The organism is Luteimonas yanweni, assembly GCF_039548475.1.
GTDB lineage: Bacteria > Pseudomonadota > Gammaproteobacteria > Xanthomonadales > Xanthomonadaceae > Luteimonas.
The window spans coordinates 1-16887 of sequence record NZ_JBCLVC010000019.1; the positions used below are offsets into that span (position 1 = coordinate 1).

Annotated in this window: 13 protein-coding genes; 5 read left to right on the forward strand and 8 right to left on the reverse strand. The window is 68.3% G+C overall.

Annotation, left to right across the window (positions count from 1 at the left end):
• Positions 1–51: 51 nt before the first annotated feature.
• Entirely contained in the window at positions 52–1140 is a 1089-nt protein-coding gene (locus WCE39_RS14000; RefSeq protein WP_343277297.1) for an OmpA family protein, read from the reverse strand.
• A gap of 233 nt (positions 1141–1373) precedes the next feature.
• Between WCE39_RS14000 and WCE39_RS14005 the strand changes: the two genes are divergently transcribed.
• From WCE39_RS14005 to WCE39_RS14015, 3 genes are all read left to right on the forward strand, one after another.
• Positions 1374–3398 carry an NADPH-dependent 2,4-dienoyl-CoA reductase gene (locus tag WCE39_RS14005; RefSeq protein ID WP_343277298.1) on the forward strand — a complete coding sequence of 675 codons (2025 nt, stop codon included), beginning with the start codon at positions 1374–1376 and terminating at the stop codon, positions 3396–3398.
• A gap of 275 nt (positions 3399–3673) precedes the next feature.
• Positions 3674–4129: a cell wall hydrolase gene (locus WCE39_RS14010; protein ID WP_343277299.1), complete on the forward strand. Its 456-nt coding sequence runs from the start codon at positions 3674–3676 to the stop codon at positions 4127–4129.
• Positions 4130–4243: 114 nt separating this feature from the next.
• A complete protein-coding gene (locus WCE39_RS14015; RefSeq protein WP_343277300.1) occupies positions 4244–4855 on the forward strand; it encodes a glutathione S-transferase family protein in 612 nt (203 codons plus the stop codon).
• Between the two features lie 164 nt (positions 4856–5019).
• Here WCE39_RS14015 and prpC read toward each other — a convergent pair whose 3' ends face one another.
• The 6 genes from prpC to WCE39_RS14045 form a co-directional block, all read right to left on the reverse strand.
• Positions 5020–6174 carry a bifunctional 2-methylcitrate synthase/citrate synthase gene (gene prpC / locus WCE39_RS14020; RefSeq protein ID WP_343277301.1) on the reverse strand — a complete coding sequence of 385 codons (1155 nt, stop codon included), beginning with the start codon at positions 6172–6174 and terminating at the stop codon, positions 5020–5022.
• Positions 6175–6264: 90 nt separating this feature from the next.
• Complete coding sequence (prpB, locus tag WCE39_RS14025) at positions 6265–7146, reverse strand: methylisocitrate lyase (RefSeq protein WP_343277302.1); 882 nt, start codon at positions 7144–7146, stop codon at positions 6265–6267.
• Between the two features lie 117 nt (positions 7147–7263).
• Complete coding sequence (gene prpE / locus WCE39_RS14030; protein WP_343277303.1) at positions 7264–9150, reverse strand: propionate--CoA ligase; 1887 nt, start codon at positions 9148–9150, stop codon at positions 7264–7266.
• A 753-nt stretch (positions 9151–9903) separates the two neighbouring features.
• Complete coding sequence (locus WCE39_RS14035) at positions 9904–10890, reverse strand: malate dehydrogenase (protein WP_343277304.1); 987 nt, start codon at positions 10888–10890, stop codon at positions 9904–9906.
• A gap of 103 nt (positions 10891–10993) precedes the next feature.
• Complete coding sequence (locus WCE39_RS14040) at positions 10994–12193, reverse strand: aminotransferase class I/II-fold pyridoxal phosphate-dependent enzyme (protein WP_343277305.1); 1200 nt, start codon at positions 12191–12193, stop codon at positions 10994–10996.
• A 130-nt stretch (positions 12194–12323) separates the two neighbouring features.
• Positions 12324–12818, reverse strand: coding sequence for a peptidylprolyl isomerase (locus WCE39_RS14045; protein ID WP_343277306.1), 495 nt, complete (start codon positions 12816–12818; stop codon positions 12324–12326).
• A 190-nt stretch (positions 12819–13008) separates the two neighbouring features.
• Here WCE39_RS14045 and typA point away from each other — a divergent pair, with 190 nt between their 5' ends.
• Together typA and WCE39_RS14055 are read left to right on the forward strand one after the other, a co-directional pair.
• Complete coding sequence (typA, locus tag WCE39_RS14050) at positions 13009–14838, forward strand: translational GTPase TypA (RefSeq protein ID WP_343277307.1); 1830 nt, start codon at positions 13009–13011, stop codon at positions 14836–14838.
• The gene (locus tag WCE39_RS14055) at positions 14835–15419 is read left to right on the forward strand and encodes a 2'-5' RNA ligase family protein (protein ID WP_343277308.1); all 585 of its coding nucleotides are present in this window, start codon (positions 14835–14837) and stop codon (positions 15417–15419) included. The genes typA and WCE39_RS14055 overlap by 4 nt, the downstream gene beginning before the upstream one ends.
• A gap of 54 nt (positions 15420–15473) precedes the next feature.
• Here WCE39_RS14055 and WCE39_RS14060 read toward each other — a convergent pair whose 3' ends face one another.
• A complete protein-coding gene (locus WCE39_RS14060) occupies positions 15474–16868 on the reverse strand; it encodes a class II 3-deoxy-7-phosphoheptulonate synthase (protein ID WP_343277309.1) in 1395 nt (464 codons plus the stop codon).
• Positions 16869–16887 lie beyond the last annotated feature (19 nt).

Genomic DNA, 16887 nt, shown 5'->3' on the forward strand with positions numbered 1-16887 from the left:
ACGAAGCCCGGCACTGGGCCGGGCTTCGTGGTGTCACCTGTAGCGACGTCCTCAGTTCTGGACGTTCAGCTCCGTGCGGCGGTTGCGCGCGCGGCCGTCCGGGTTGTCCGAACCGTCGTCATTGGTGTTCGGCGCGATCGGGCGGCTCTCGCCGTAACCGGTCGGACCCACCATCCGCGACGAGTCGATGCCGTTCGAGGCCAGGTAGTCGTACACCGCGGTCGCGCGGCGCTCCGACAGCGACTGGTTGTACGCGTCGGTGCCCTTCGAGTCGGTGTGGCCTGCTACTTCGACCTTCAGCTCCGGGTAGCGCTTCAGGATCTCGATCGCCTCGTTGAGGATCGACACCGCGTCGGGACGCAGGGTCGACTTGTCGAAGTCGAAGTTCACGCCCTTCAGGTCGATCGACACCGGCACCGGGCAGCCGTCCGGACCGATCGTCTGGCCGGGCTGCGAATCCGGGCAGCGGTCGTCGCAGTCGTTCACGCCGTCACCGTCGCTGTCCATGTCCGCGCAGCTCGGGGCCACCGGCGCCGGGGCCACCGGGGCGGTCGGCTCCGGACCCAGCGGGATCACCACGCCAACCGAAGCCAGCACGTCGCCGAACCAGTCTTCGCTCGGGGCGCTGACGCTGGTGTCGTCGAAGTCGGCACGGTAGGCCAGCTCGGTGCGGATCTTCACGCGGCCCACGCCGCCCTGCGCACCCACGCCGACCTTGGCGGCGAAGTTGCCGTCCTCGCGCTGGCCCGGCGACATCGTGCTCGGGAACGCGTCGTACTCTTCTTCCGAACGCTGGTAGCCCACGCCCATCAGCACGTACGGGGCCCAGTTGCGACCCTCGGCCATGAAGTGGCGGCGCAGGTCGAGCGAGATGCCGTACTGGCTCCAGTTCAGGTCCTGGTTCGCGTCATTGTTCGGGTTCTGGTAGTTCAGCTCCGCGTCCAGTGACCACTCCGGGGCGATGAACTTGCCCACGCCAAGCGTCGCGAACGGCGCGTCGCGCGTACCGCGATCGTTGTCCTGCAGGTTGAAGCCGGCACCACCGGTCAGATACCAGCGATCGTCGAATTCCTGGGCGAAGGCGGCGGGGACGACGCCCAGGCCAGCCAGCAGGGCTGCGCACAGCAACTTCTTGTTCATCATGGTGTCGCTCCTTGGAAAGGTGCACGAATCCAGCCACGCCGGAACCGCATCACTAATTGTGGGGTACGACGGCCGCCTCCCGGGCCGCCATCGGGGTGCAGAGTAGGTTTGAAGATGTGAAGACGGCGTTAACGCTGGTCTAACAAATACGCTGGCCGCCCCTCCACGCACCCCTTGCCCGCCCATGCCGGATGCCCGCATCGTGGCGTTCCCGTACGCCGGCGCATGTGATGACAGCCTCGTCCCCCTACCCGCACCTGTTCTCGCCGCTCGACCTTGGATTCACGACCCTGCGCAACCGGGTACTGATGGGATCGATGCACACCGGGCTCGAGGACCGCCGGCGCGACTTCCCGAAGCTCGCGGCCTACTTCTCCGAGCGTGCCGCCGGCGGCGTGGCGCTGATGGTCACCGGCGGCTTCGCCCCGAGCCTCTCGGGCTGGCTGAAACCCTTCGCGGGCAAGCTCACGCGGCACGCGGAAGTGGCACGCCACCGGCAGGTCACCAACGCCGTCCACGGCCACGGGTCCCGCATCTGCCTGCAGCTGCTGCATGCGGGGCGCTACGCATTCCACCCGCTGTCGGTGTCCGCATCGGCGGTCAAGGCTCCCATCAATCCATTCCGGCCGAGGGCGCTGTCGGCGCGCGGCGTCGAGCGCCAGATCGATGCCTTCGCCCGCGCCGCCCGGCTGGCACGCGACGCGGGCTACGACGGCGTGGAGGTCATGGGATCGGAGGGTTACCTGCTCAACCAGTTCACGGTCGCGCGCACCAACCGGCGCGACGACCGCTGGGGCGGCAGCGTCGCGAACCGCATGCGCTTCGCGGTGGAGATCGTGCGCCGCGTGCGCGAGGCCTGCGGACCGGACTTCATCATCATCTACAGGCTGTCGATGCTCGACCTGGTGGCGGACGGCAACGACTGGCCGGCGATCGTGGCCCAGGCGCACGCGGTCGAGGCCGCCGGCGCGACCATCATCAACACAGGCATCGGCTGGCACGAGGCGCGGGTGCCCACCATCGCCACCTCGGTGCCGCGGGGCGCCTTCGCCGGCGTGACCGCCCGGCTCATGCCGGAGGTCTCCGTGCCCCTGGTCGCCACCAACCGGATCAACATGCCCGCGGTGGCCGAGTCGATCCTGGCCGCCGGCCAGGCGGACATGGTGTCGATGGCACGTCCGCTCCTGGCCGACCCCGATTGGCTGGCCAAGGCCGCTTCCGGCCGCGCGGACGCGATCAACACCTGCATCGCGTGCAACCAGGCCTGCCTGGACCACGTATTCCAGAACCGCCGCGCGAGCTGCCTGGTGAACCCGCGCGCCTGCCATGAAACCGAGCTGGTCTATGCACCGACCCGGGCGCCGAGGCGGATCGCCGTGGTGGGCGCGGGGCCTGCCGGGCTCGCATGCGCCACGGTGGCCGCGGCTCGGGGCCACGCCGTGACGCTGTTCGAGGCCGGCGATGCCATCGGCGGCCAGTTCAATCTGGCGCGGCGGATTCCCGGCAAGGAGGAGTTCGCGGAAACCCTGCGCTACTACGGGCTCCAGTTGCGCGAGGCCGGGGTCGAACTGCGGCTGCGTACGCGCGCGACGCCGGAGCTCATGGCCGGCTTCGACGCCGTGGTCCTGGCCACGGGCGTGGTCCCGCGCATGCCGCGGTTCGAAGGCCATGGGCATCCCCGAGTCGTGGGCTACGCGGACGTGCTGCTGGGTCGGGTCGTGCCCGGAGGAAAAGTGGCGATTATCGGCGCAGGTGGCATCGGCTTCGACGTTGCCGAGTTCCTGGTCCAGGAGGGGCCCTCGCCCAGCCTGGATCCGGCACGCTGGATGGAGGAATGGGGCGTCGATCCCGCATCCGGCTCGCCGGGTGGGCTGCAGCCGCCGCGCCCGGAACCGCCGGCGCGCGAAGTCTGGCTGCTGCAGCGAACCGCCGGGCGGCCCGGTGCGCGGCTGGGCAAGACCACCGGCTGGATCCACCGGGCCACGCTGAAGTCCAAGGGCGTCCGAATGCTGGGCGGGGTCGAGTACCGCCGCGTCGACGACGCCGGGCTGCACGTCGCAATCGACGGCGTGGAGCAGGTGATCGGGGTGGACCACGTGGTGGTCTGCGCCGGGCAGGAGCCGCAACGCGCCCTGCTCGATGCGCTCGAGGGCCGCGGCCACGAACTGCACGTGATTGGCGGCGCGGACATGGCCGCGGAGCTGGACGCCAAGCGTGCGATCGACCAGGGAAGCCGGCTGGCGGCTGCGCTCTGACATGCCGGCCGCGGGGTCGACCTCGCGGCTGCTCGACCCCCTGTTCAGCTGGGATTGGGAAAACCGGCAGTACCTTGCGCGCACTTTCTCCGTCGCGACTTCGGCGGAACCGGCACGACCCGCACTCCCGCGGGTTTCGCGCCCGGGCAGCAAAGCGCCACAGAGTGCCGCCGCCCTCCCCAACACGCCAGGCCGATCCGCACCGCGGTGCCCGGACCCTCACAGGGATCCGGCGCCACGGTCGTGTGGACGGCGCAACGGAGCAAGGAGCCGCCATGAAACTCGCCTGGATCCTGTGGTTGGCATCGATCATGCCGCCACCGGCCGCAGATTCCCTCTGCCTCAGCACGACGCTGTACCTCGAGGCCCGCGACCAGTCCGTCCTTGGCCAGCATGCAGTGGCCGAAGTCGCCCTGCGCCGCGCCGACAGCGGCCTGTGGGGTGATTCGGTCTGCGACGTGGTCACCGCGCGCAAGCAGTTCGCGCCGACCATCGTCTCGCCCAATACGCGCCTGAGCAACACCGAAGCCTGGTCGCAGGCGGTCACCATCGCGCTTGAATCGCAGAGCAACTGGGCCCTGCCGGCTGGCGAGCGCAAGGAGGTCGTGCCCGGCGCGAGCCACTTCCTGGCCCATGCGATCGCCAGCCCGAGCTGGCGCAACGCGTACCAGGTCGCGACCATCGGCGACCACACCTTCCTGCGCGTGCAGAGCCTGAAACCGAAGTCGTGACGCGGGTTTCATCGCAGGCCGGGGCGGATCGCACGCACCACTGCACCCACTGCCAGCCTTGAGCGGGCCGCCCGCTGCGCGGATGATGACGGCCTACCCACCGCGGAGCCGTAGATGAAGCTGTATTCGAAGCCGGGCGCCTGCTCGACCGCAGTCCACATGGCGCTGGAGTGGACCGGCGCTCCCTACGAAGTCGAAATCCTCGATGGCGACGCGATGAAGGCACCGTCCTTCCTCGCCATCAATCCCGCCGGCGCGGTGCCCGCACTGGTCGACGGCGACTTCGTGCTTACCCAGAACGCCGCGATCATGGGCTACATCGCCGATACCTGGCCTCAGGCCGCCCTGGCGGGTGACGGTTCGCCGCGCCAGCGCGCGGAAGCGGCACGCTGGCTGGCCTTTGTCAATTCCGATGTGCATCCGGCGTTCAAGCCGATCTTCGGCCCGGCGCGCTACATCGGCGACGAAGCGCAGCACGATGCGATCAAGGCAGCCGCCAGGTCGATGGTGCGCGAGCTCATGGAAACCGCCGACAAGCGTCTGTCGGACAACGACTGGCTGGCCGGCTTCCGCAGCTTCGCCGATCCCTACTTCTATATGACGGTGCGCTGGGCGCACGGCACCGGCGTGGACATCTCCGGGCTGGACAACATCGCGGCCTTCAAGGCGCGGATGGAAGCCGACTCGGGCGTGCGCGCCGCGCTGAAGGCCGAAGGTCTGGAGTAAGGCCCCGCAGCGGGGCTGCAAGTCACCACCGCGCCTCCTGTGGGAGCGGCCATCGCCCCCGCAGACCGGCCCCGGAAGCGAAGCGCCGCCGTGGCTGCTCCCACTGGGCAGCAACAGGAACGGCGCCCATCGGGCGCCGTCTTCGTTCGCAGCCTGGCCTCGCCTCAGCCGCGATCGGCCATCGGCACCCAGTCCCGGTTCTCCGGACCGGTGTAGTTCGCGCTCGGACGGATGATCTTGCCGTCGATGCGCTGCTCGATCACGTGCGCGCTCCAGCCGCTGGTGCGCGCGATCACGAACAGCGGGGTGAACATCGCCGTCGGCACGCCCATCATGTGATAGCTCACCGCGCTGAACCAGTCCAGGTTGGGGAACATCTTCTTGATGTCCCACATCACCGACTCCAGGCGCTCGGCGATCGAATACATGCGGGTGTCGCCCTGCTCTTCCGAAAGCTCCTTCGCGACGTCCTTGATGATGCCGTTGCGTGGATCGCCGACGGTGTAGACCGGATGGCCGAAGCCGATCACCACTTCCTTGCGGCCGACGCGCTCGCGGATGTCGGCCTCGGCCTCGTCCGGCGTGTCGTAGCGCTTCTGCACCTCGAACGCGACCTCGTTGGCGCCGCCGTGCTTCGGACCGCGCAGCGCACCGATCGCGCCGGTAATGCAGGAATGCATGTCGCTGCCGGTGCCGGCGATGACGCGCGCGGTGAAGGTGGAGGCGTTGAACTCGTGCTCGGCGTACAGGTTCAGCGAGGTGTGCATCGCGCGCACCCAGCTTTCCGGCGGCGGCTCGCCGTGCAGCAGATGCAGGAAGTGGCCGCCGATCGAATCGTCGTCGGTCTCGACGTCGATGACCCGGCCGTTGTGGCTGTAGTGGTACCAGTACAGCAGCATCGAACCCAGCGAAGCCATCAGCTTGTCGGCGATGTCGCGTGCACCCGGGTGGTTGTGGTCGTCCTTTTCCGGTGCCAGGCAGCCCATGACCGAAACGCCGGTGCGCATCACGTCCATGGGGTGCGCCGACGGCGGCAGCTCTTCCAGCGCGGCCTTGACCGCGGCCGGGATGCCGCGCAGCGACTTCAGCTTGGCCTTGTAGCGCGCGAGCTCAGGCTTGGACGGCAGCTTGCCGTGCACCAGGAGGTAGGCGACTTCCTCGAACTCGGCGGTCGTGGCGAACCCGGTGATGTCATAGCCGCGGTAGTGCAGGTCGTTGCCGCTGCGGCCGACGCTGCACAGCGCGGTGTTGCCGGCGGCGGTGCCGGACAGGGCCACCGACTTCTTCGGCTTGGGCAGGGTGCTGGGGGTCTCGCTCATCTGGTGCTCCGTTGACGCATGGTGTGGTGGCGCGCAGCGCGCGGCGGTGTGGCAGAGCGTGCGAGGCTGGCAGCGCGTCGCACGCTGCCGTCAGTCCTTGGAGAACAGCGTGTCGAGCTTGTCCTCGTAGGCGTGGTAGCCGAGGAAGTCGTACAGCTCGGCGCGCGTCTGCAGGGTGTCGATGATGTTCTTCTGCGTGCCTTCGCGGCGCACGGTCTCGTAGAAGTTCAGCGCCGCCTTGTTCATCGCGCGATAGGCGCCGCAGCAGTACAGCGCGATGTCGACGCCGGCCGAGCGCAGCTCGTCGGTGGTGAAGAAGGGCGTGGAGCCGAACTCGGTGAGGTTGGCCAGGATCGGCACCTTCACCGCGTCCTTGAATTTGCGGTAGTCCTCGAGCGACTTCATCGCCTCGGGGAAAATCATGTCGGCGCCGGCTTCGACGTAGGCCACGGCGCGCTCGATCGCTGCATCGATGCCCTCGACGGCGGCGGCGTCGGTGCGTGCCATGATCACGAAACCATCGCCCATGCGGCCGTCGACGGCGGCCTTGACGCGGTCGACCATTTCGCCCTTTGGCACCACTTCCTTGTTGGGACGGTGGCCGCAGCGCTTCTGCCCGACCTGGTCCTCCATGTGCACGGCGGCGACGCCGGCGCGCTCGAAGCTGCGGATGGTGCGCGAGATGTTGAAGGCACCGCCCCAGCCGGTGTCGATGTCCACCAGCAGCGGCAGCCCGGTGGCCTCGACGATGCGACGGGCATCGATCAGCACGTCTTCCATCGTGGAGATGCCGAGGTCCGGCATGCCCAGCGAGTTCGCGGCGACGCCGCCGCCGGACAGGTACAGCGCCTTGTAGCCGGTGTGCTTGGCCATCAGGCCGGCATAGGCGGTGATGGCGCCCATCACCTGCAGGGGGGATTCGTCGGCGACGGCGGCGCGGAAGCGCGCGCCTGCGGAAACATGCTCGGACATGGGAAATTCTGCGTAGGGGATCGACACCATTCTAACGGAGCCGGCAGGTGCCAAGCCCGCTGCCCGGAGGTGAAGCCCGGACGCGCGGGGCGCGCCGCCGCGCAGCCCTGCGGCACCTCAGCTGCCGGCGTCGGCCCCGCGCTTGATCGCATCGACGATCTCGCCCAGCGCCGCCGGATCGTCGAGGGTCGACAGATCGCCCGGATCACGATCCTCGGCAAGCGCCTGGATCGAGCGCCGCAGCAGCTTGCCCGAGCGCGTCTTGGGGAGTGACGCCACCACGTAGATCCGCGCCGGGCGCGCGATCGCGCCCAGCTGCTCCACCACCCTGCCCTGCATCTCGTGCGCGGCCAGCGACGCGTCTGCGGCCTGCTTCAGCGTTGCGAACACCACCGGCACCTGGCCCTTGATCTCGTCGTGCACGCCGATCACCGCGACCTCGGCCACGCCCGGATGGCCCGACACCGACTCTTCGATCTCGCGCGTGCCCAGGCGATGCCCGGCGACGTTGATGACGTCGTCGGTGCGGCCAAGGATGAAGGCGTAGCCATCCTCGTCGCGGATCGCCCAGTCCAGCGAGCTGTAGAGCGGTTCCCGGAAGTGGCTGAAGTAACTGGCGATGAAGCGCTCGTCATTGCGCCAGACCGTGCTCAGGCATCCCGGCGGCAGCGGCGGCTGGATCACCAGCACGCCCTTTTCGCCGGCCGCCGCGTCCTCGCCGGTGACCTCGTCGATCACCCGCAGCCGGTAGCCCAGGTTCGGCAGGCCGGGCGAGCCCAGCTTGACGGGCTTCATGTCCAGCCCCGGCATCATGGTCAGCACCGGCCAGCCGGTCTCGGTCTGCCAGTAGTTGTCGATCACCGGCTTGCCGAGCACGCCGGAGATCCAGCGCGCGGTTGGCTCGTCCAGCGGCTCGCCGGCCAGGAACAGGTACTCCAGCTTCGACAGGTCGCGGTCGGTGATGTACGTGGTGTCGAACTTCTTCAGCACCCGAAGCGCGGTGGGCGCGGAGAACAGCGTGCGCACGCCGTAGCGTTCGCACAGCTCCCACCAGATGCCCGGATCCGGCCGGGTCGGCATGCCCTCGTAGATGATCGAGGTCGCGCCCGCGATCAGCGGCCCGTAGACGTTGTAGGAATGCCCCACCACCCAGCCGATGTCGGAGGTGGAGAACATCACCTGGCCGGGTCGGATGTCGTAGACCGCCCACATCGACAGCGCCAGCGCCACCGCATAGCCGCCGACGTCCCGCTGCACGCCCTTGGGCGTGCCCGTGGTTCCGGAGGTGTAGAGGATGTAGCTGGGTTCGTTGGACTCGAGCCACTGCACGGGCACCTGCACGTCTTCATGGTCACGCCGCAGCGTCGCGTAGTCGAAGTCACGACCCTCCTGCATCGGCACCTCGGCCAGCCCACGGCTGACCACAAGCACGTGGGCCGGCGGATGCGCTGCCCGGGCCAGCGCGTCGTCCACCAGCGGCTTGAAGGGGATGACTTTGCCACCGCGGCTGCCGGCGTCGGCGCAGACCAGCACCTTCGGCTCGGCATCATCGATCCGCAGCGCCAGGTTCTTGGCGGCGAAGCCGCCGAATACCACCGAGTGGATCGCGCCGATGCGCGCGCAGGCCAGCATCGCCACGACCGCGTCAACGGTGTGCGGCATGTAGACCACCACCCGGTCGCCCTTGCCCACGCCCAGTGCGCCGAGCACGGCGGCGAATACGTTCACTTCGCGATGCAGCTCGCGGTAGCTCAGCTCGCGAACGCTGCCGGTCTCGGTGGAGTAGCCCACCAGGGCGAGCTGGTCGCCGCGATCCTCCAGGTGCCGGTCGACCGCGTTGTGGCAGAGGTTGGTCTCACCGCCGACGAACCAGCTGCGGAACGGCGGGTTGGAGTAGTCGAGGATCTTCTCCGGCGTCTTGTGCCAGTAAATGGCTTCGGCCTGCTCGGCCCAGAAGGCCTCCGGCTCCTCGACCGAACGCCGGTACATGTCTTCGTAGCGCATGACGGTCTCCAATGCTCCGATCGAGGCTAGTCCGCCAAGAGCCCCCGCGCGCTACGACGTTGGTCGAATGCCTTGCCGCGATGTCCGGGCGGGACGCGGGAGATCTTCTCCGGAGTCCGGGGCGCCGACGCGCGTGCGGGAGCGGTGGAGCGCTTGGAGCGCTGGAGCGCCTCAGAGGGGTCGATGGGTCGCACTCCGTGATGGTTCGGGCTGCCCGTCCCGTGCCCAGGGGGTGTGCTCCCCCGGCAGTCTCCGCCTCTTGCTCCCACTGCCGGCCGCCGGCCATCCATGGCCGGCTGTGCGCACACCCCCTGGGCACGGGACGGGCCGTGGCGTTCTTCGGCGTCGGAAGGAAGATCAAAAGCGCGTGCGCGACCGAGCCGTGGTCACCTGATCCGGCGAGACTTCGACCGGTCCAGACGTAGCGCACGCTTGCTCCACCAGACCGCCCCGAAGGTCCGGGCCCGCCGTGGATGCAGGGGGGATGTCCAGAGCCGGCCATGGATGGCCGGCGGCCGGATGATGGGAGCAGGACGCGGAGACATCCGGCTGGGCATCCCCCCTGCGTCCGCGGCGGGCAGCGCGAGCCCGCCCGGAGAGCTGCGCCCCCCCACGCACACCCCACGGCGGGCAAGAGGCCGCCCACGAAGCCATCGCCCACAAGCCCCTCGACCGGGAGTAAAGCCAAACGAAAACGACCGGGCCAGGCCCGGTCGTTTCGATGCGGCATGCGGGACGGATCCCGCGGCGATGTCAGCCCAGGAGGTGGGCGACGCCAGCGCGCTCTTCCTCGAGCTCGGCCAGGGTCTTGTCCATGGCGGCACGGCTGAAGTCATCGACTTCCAGGCCCTCGACGCGGGTGTACTCGCCGTTTTCGGTGGTCACCGGGACGCCGTAGATCACCCCCTCGGGAATGCCGTAGCTGCCGTCGGACGGCACGCCCATGGTCACCCACTTGCCGTTCGAACCCAGCACCCAGTCGCGGATGTGGTCGATAGCGGCGTTGGCGGCCGAAGCGGCCGATGACAGGCCACGGGCCTCGATGATCGCCGCGCCGCGCTTGCCGACCTGCGGGATGAACGCGTTCGCGTTCCAGTCGGCATCGTTGATGCGGTCCTTCAGCGACTCGCCCTTGACCGTGGCGAAGCGGTAGTCGGGATACATGGTCGGGCTGTGGTTGCCCCAGACCACCAGGTTCTCGATGTCGCCCACGGCCACGCCGGCCTTGTTGGCAAGCTGGCTCAGCGCGCGGTTGTGGTCCAGGCGCAGCATGGCGGTGAAGTTGGCGGCCTTCAGGTCCGGCGCCGACTTCATCGCGATGTAGGCATTGGTGTTGGCGGGGTTGCCGACCACCAGGACCTTGACGTCGCGGCTCGCGACCTTGTTCAGCGCCGCGCCCTGGGCGGTGAAGATCTTGGCGTTCTCCAGCAGCAAGTCCTTGCGCTCCATGCCGGGACCACGCGGGCGGGCACCGACCAGCATGGCGATGTCGGCGTCCTTGAACGCGACTTCCGGGTCGTCCGTGCCGACCATGCCGGCCAGCAGCGGGAAGGCGCAGTCCTCGAGCTCCATCATCACGCCCTTGAGCGCGGCCTGGGCCTTCTCCATGGGGAGTTCGAGCATCTGCAGGATGACGGGCTGGTCACGGCCCAGCATTTCACCGGAGGCGATGCGGAAGAGGAGGGCATAACCGATCTGGCCGGCGGCGCCGGTGACGGCAACTCGGACGGGGGTCTTCATGTGGGTGGCTCCGGATACGTGGGACTGGAGGAAAACGGGAGGCGCGAGGGCGCTGTCGACTGGTGGCCGGGCCCCTCATCGGGACCGGCCACCGTCGGCTGGCTCAGGACAGTTCGGCGAAGAATTCCTGGATGCGCGAGAGGCCGGGCGCCAGCTGCGGCGTCGGGCAGGTGTAGCTGATGCGCAGGCCGCGCGGCTCGCCGAAGGCCGAGCCCGGCACGCAGGCCACGCCCTTGGCTTCGAGCAGCGCGTTGCAGAGATCCACGTCGTTGGCGATGACCTTGCCGCCGTGCGATTTGCCGTACGCGCAGCTGATGTCCGGGAAGGCGTAGAACGCGCCCTGCGGCACCGGGCAGACTACTCCGGGGATGGCGTTGAGCGCGGCCACGACCTGGTCGCGCTTGGCCTGGAACTCGGCGCAACGCTCGGCCGGCACGTCCTGCGGGCCGGACAGCGCAGCCGTGGCGGCGGCGGCTACGACTTCCGGCAGGCTGGTGATGTGGTTCGAGTTCATCACCGTCACCGCCTGCGCCACGACCTCGGGGCCGGCCATCAGGCCGACGCGCCAGCCCGGCATGCCATAGGTCTTGGACAGCGAGTCGACGAAGATCACGCGGTCGCGCAGCTCGGGGCGCGCCTGCACGAAGTTGTGGTAGCCGAGATCGTCGAACACCATCTTGTTATAGATGTCGTCGGTGATGATCCAGGTGTCGGGATGGCGCACGATGACGTCCGCCAGCGCGGCGATCTCGTCCTTCGTGTAGACCATGCCCGTCGGGTTGGACGGGTTGTTGAACAGGAACACCCGGGGCTTCTTCGCCAGCGCGGCGTCGAGCTGGGCCGGGCTGAGCTTGTAGTCCTGCTCGGGCGGGCACGGCAGCAGCTGGATGTCGGCGCCGACGATCTCGGCGATGTCCATGTAGCTGGTCCAGTACGGCGTGGCGAAGGCGAAGCCGTCGCCCTCGTCCAGCAGCGCTTCGGCCAGGTTGTACAGGATGTGCTTGGCGCCGACGCCGGTCGCGCAGTTGGCGCGCGTGTAACCCGTGAGTCCAAGGCCATCCATGTGCGCGATGAACGCGTCAAGCAGGGCGTTGGCGCCGCGGTTGTTGCCGTACTGGCCGGAATCGGCGTCCAGCGCCTTGCGCGCGGCGGCATAGACATGGTCGCCGGGCAGGAAGTTGGGGACGCCGATCGAAAAGCTGATGATGTCGCGGCCTTCGGCCTTCAGGCGCTGGGCCGTCTCGGCCACGACCATGATCGCGCTGGGCTTGGCGCGACCCATGCGCTTTGCAAGCTTGGGCATTGCGGGAACCTCGGGATTCTGGGAGGGATTCTGGGGAGTCCGGGACGCGATGCGCGGCTGTCCGCTGCACGCGCGGCAGCCGCCAATTCTAGCATCGCGCCCCGCCCGGCCCGGCTTGGGCCGGCATCGCTCAGGCCGACATCACCTTGTTCCACTCGGCCACGCGGTCGGCCTTCGCAGCCAGGACCGCGTCGGCGTCGCCCTCGATCTTCACCGACTTGATGGCATCGCCCTGCTTGACGGCATCGACCACGTCCAGGCCCTCGGTGACCTTGCCGAACACGGTGTGCTTGCCGTCCAGCCAGTCGGTCTTGATATGGGTGATGAAGAACTGGCTGCCGTTGGTACCCGGGCCGGCATTGGCCATCGAGAGCACGCCGCGGTCATGCTTCACGCCATTGTCGGTCTCGTCCTCGAACTTGTAGCCGGGGCCGCCGGTGCCGGTGCCCTTGGGGCAGCCGCCCTGGATCATGAAGTCCGGGATCACGCGGTGGAAACCCAGGCCGTCGTAGAAGCCCCGCTTGGCGAGGTTGACGAAGCTGGCCACGGTCAGCGGGGCCTTCTCGGGGTAGAGCTCTACCTTGATCTGGCCACGGTCGGTGTCGAAAACGGCGTTCAGGGACATGTCTGGATTCCTGGGGTGGGGTCGGGGTGGGTGGCCGCGGGAGCATCCCGACGGCCTCGGACCCGAAATGGAGCCGCCGGGGCGGTTTGCAATACTTCTGCCACGGGCCTTGACGCAGTATAATGATCGGCTCACCCGAACCAGGCCCAGCGCGCCCTGCCCCAAGAAGGCATGAGGTGCGGTTTTCCCGATGTCCATCGAACGCCTCCGCAACATCGCCATCGTCGCCCACGTCGACCACGGCAAGACCACCCTCGTCGATTGCCTCCTCAAGCAGTCGGGCACGTTCAACGAACGCACGGTCATGGCCGAGCGGGTGATGGACAGCAACGACCAGGAAAAGGAACGTGGCATCACGATCCTCTCCAAGAACACCGCCATCAACTGGAATGGCAACCGGATCAACATCGTCGACACCCCCGGGCACGCCGACTTCGGCGGCGAGGTCGAGCGCGTCCTGTCGATGGTCGATTCGGTCCTGATCCTGGTCGACGCCATGGACGGGCCGATGCCGCAGACGCGCTTCGTGACCCAGAAGGCGTTCGCGATGGGCTTCAACCCGATCGTGGTGGTCAACAAGATCGACCGCCCCGGCGCGCGTCCGGACTGGGTGATCGACCAGGTGTTCGACCTGTTCGACAAGCTCGGCGCCACCAACGAGCAGCTCGACTTCCCGATCGTCTACGCCTCGGCCCTGCATGGCTACGCCAGCCTGGACGACAGCGCGCGCGCCGGCGACATGACCCCGCTGTACGAAGCGATCATGAAGCACGTGCCGCCGCCGTCGGTGGATCCGGACGGCCCGTTCCAGATGCGCATCAGCCAGCTGGACTACAACAACTTCGTCGGCCTGATCGGCATCGGCCGCATCCAGCGCGGCACGGTGCGGACCAACATGCCGGTGAGCGTGGTCGACCGCCACGGGAAGAAGCGCCAGGCCAAGGTGCTGCAGGTGCTGGGCTTCCTGGGCCTGGAGCGCGTCGAGGTCGAGAACGGCAAGGCCGGCGACATCCTCGCGCTCTCCGGCATCGCGGACCTGTCGATCTCCGACACCATCTGCGCGCTCGATACGCCCGAGGCGCTGCCTGCGCTGACCGTCGACGAGCCGACCATCAGCATGACCTTCCAGGTCAACAACTCGCCGTTCGCCGGCAACAAGGACCGCAGCGGCGGCAAGTTCATCACCAGCCGCCAGATCCGCGAGCGCCTTGAGCGCGAGACCCTTCACAACGTCGCGCTGAAGGTCGAGGAAGGTTCGGACCCGGACAAGTTCCTGGTCTCCGGCCGCGGCGAGCTGCACCTGTCGGTGCTGATCGAGACCATGCGCCGCGAGGGCTTCGAGCTCGCCGTGTCGCGCCCGGAAGTCATCATCAAGGAGATCGACGGCCAGCAGATGGAACCCGTCGAGCAGCTGGTGATCGACATCGAGGAAATCCACCAGGGCGGCGTGATGGAGAAGCTTGGCATCCGCAAGGGCCAGCTGAAGAACATGGAGTCCGATGGCAAGGGGCGCGTGCGGCTCGACTACATGATCCCGGCGCGCGGCCTGATCGGCTTCCAGAACGAGTTCAAGACCCTGACCCAGGGCACCGGCCTGCTGTTCCACGTGTTCGACCATTACGGCCCGAAGGAACAGGGCGCAATCGCCAAGCGCAGCAACGGCGTGATGATCGCCAACGCGGCGGGCGCGACTCCGGCGTACTCGCTTGGGCCGCTCGAAGAGCGCGGCAAGCTGTTCGCGGCAGAGGGCGACAACGTCTACGAAGGCCAGCTGATCGGCATCCACTCGAAGGACAACGACCTCACCGTCAATGCCATCAAGACCAAGCCGCTGACCAACATGCGCGCCTCCGGCAAGGACGACGCCATCAAGCTGACGCCGGCGATCAAGTACACGCTGGAGCAGGCCCTGGACTTCATCGAGGACGACGAGCTGGTCGAGGTCACCCCGAAGGAAATCCGCCTTCGCAAGAAGCACCTCAGCGAAACCGACCGCAAGCGGGCCAGCCGCTCGGCGTGAGCGGGACGCTGTTCACGGCATGGAGGCCTGGCGCCGACGCCCGTGGGCAGCTCGCCACGCTCGTGGCCGGGATCGGGGCAGCGCGGCCCGTGGACGGACCGCGCCTGCGGCTCCGCCGCCCCGACCAGTGGCACGCGACCCTGTGCTTCATCGGCCAAGACGCGATGGACATGGTCACGCCAGCGCTCTGCGAGGGCCTGGCCGACGCTGCGCGGCGCATTCCCGCGCACGTGTTCCAGGTCGCACGCGTCGCGTACTGGGCGGGCGCCGGCGCGGTGGTGGCCCTTCCCCGTGATTGCCCCGAGCTCCAGGCGCTGTGCGACGCCACGCGCGACGCAATGGGCCGCTGCGGCATCACGCCACTGCAGGCAACCACGCAGCCGCATGTGACCCTGGCCTACCTCGAGCGCCAGCTGCCCGCGCAGCCGTGGCTGGACGGCGTTCGTTGCCCTGGCGAGACGTTGCACGTCGACGGCTTCGAACTGCTGTCAAATCGTGGCGGGCGGTACGAGGTTTTGGGAGACTGGCCGCTGACCGGCGCCCCGCTCCCGCAGGCGCCACGACAGGCCGGCCTTTTCTAGCGCAGGCACGGCCACCTGCTGTTGCGCCGTCGACCCGACGCCACGCTCCGGCCCTCAGGCCCTGGCTGGCACCTTCAGCTGCTCGTGCTTGCGCACGATCAGCATCGCGATCTCGAGCGACTGCTCGTAGTTCAGGCGCGGATCCACCATCGTCCGGTACGCACGCTCGAGGTCGCACTCGGCAAGGTCGCGCGCGCCGCCGGTGCATTCGGTGACGTCCTCCCCGGTGAGCTCCAGGTGCACGCCACCCAGCCTGGTCCCCGCGGCCGCGTGGAGGTCGAAGCTCTGCTCGATCTCGCTGCGGATGTTGTCGAAGCGACGCGTCTTGTAGCCGTTGCTGGTCGACTCGGTGTTGCCGTGCATCGGGTCGCAGATCCACAGCACGCGGCGCCCTTCCCGCTTGAGCGCCTCCAGCAGCGGCGGAAGCCGCTCCGCGACCTTGCCCGCGCCCATGCGGCAGATCAGGCCAAGCCGCCCCGGCTCGTCCGCCGGATTGAGCAGGTCGACCAGGCGAAGCAGTTCGTCCGGCGAGGTCGACGGGCCGATCTTCACCGCCACGGGGTTGCGGATGCCGCGGAAGTACTCGGCGTGGGCACCGCCGGCGGCGGCCGTGCGCATGCCGATCCAGGGGAAATGGGTGCTGAGGTTGAACCAGCCCCACTGCCTCGGCACCTCGCGCGTCAGCGCCTCCTCGTAGGGCAACAGCAGGGCTTCGTGCGAGGTGAAGAAATCCACGCGGTTGAGGTTGTGCACCTCGGTACCGGACAGGGTCTCCATGAAGCGCACGGCCTCGCCGATGTTCCCGACCATGCGCTGGTAGTCCTCGGCCAGCGGCGAATGCGTCACCCAGCCCAGGTCCCAGTACTCGGGGTGGTGCAGGTCGGCAAAGCCGCCATCGATCAGCGAGCGCACGAAGTTCATGGTCATCGCGGAGCGCGCATGCGCCTTGACCATGCGCCGCGGATCGGGGATGCGGGCGGTCGGGGTGAACTCGGGCCCGTTGACCATGTCGCCGCGATAGCTCGGCAGCGTGACATCGCCACGCGTTTCGGTATCGGCGGAGCGCGGCTTGGCGTACTGGCCGGCAAAGCGCCCGACCCTCACCACCGGCAAACGCATGCCATGCACGAGCACCAGGCTCATCTGCAGCAGCACCTTGAGGCGGTTGGAGATCACTGCCGAGCTGCAGTCGCTGAAGTTCTCGGCGCAGTCACCGCCCTGCAGCAGGAAACGCCGGCCCTCCTGGGCCTCCGCCAGCTGCTGCCTGAGCGCCATGATCTCCCAGGACGTCACCAGGGGCGGGAGCGCGCGCACCTCGTCCTGCACGCGCGCGAGTTCGGCGGCGTCGGGGTACGTGGGCATCTGCAGGGCGGTTCGTCCGCGCCAGCTTCCGGGATTCCAGGCATCCGGGAGGTTCACGGCGTGGAGGTTTCGTTCGTTTGCGGGCATCGGGGGTACGTTCTTGTTG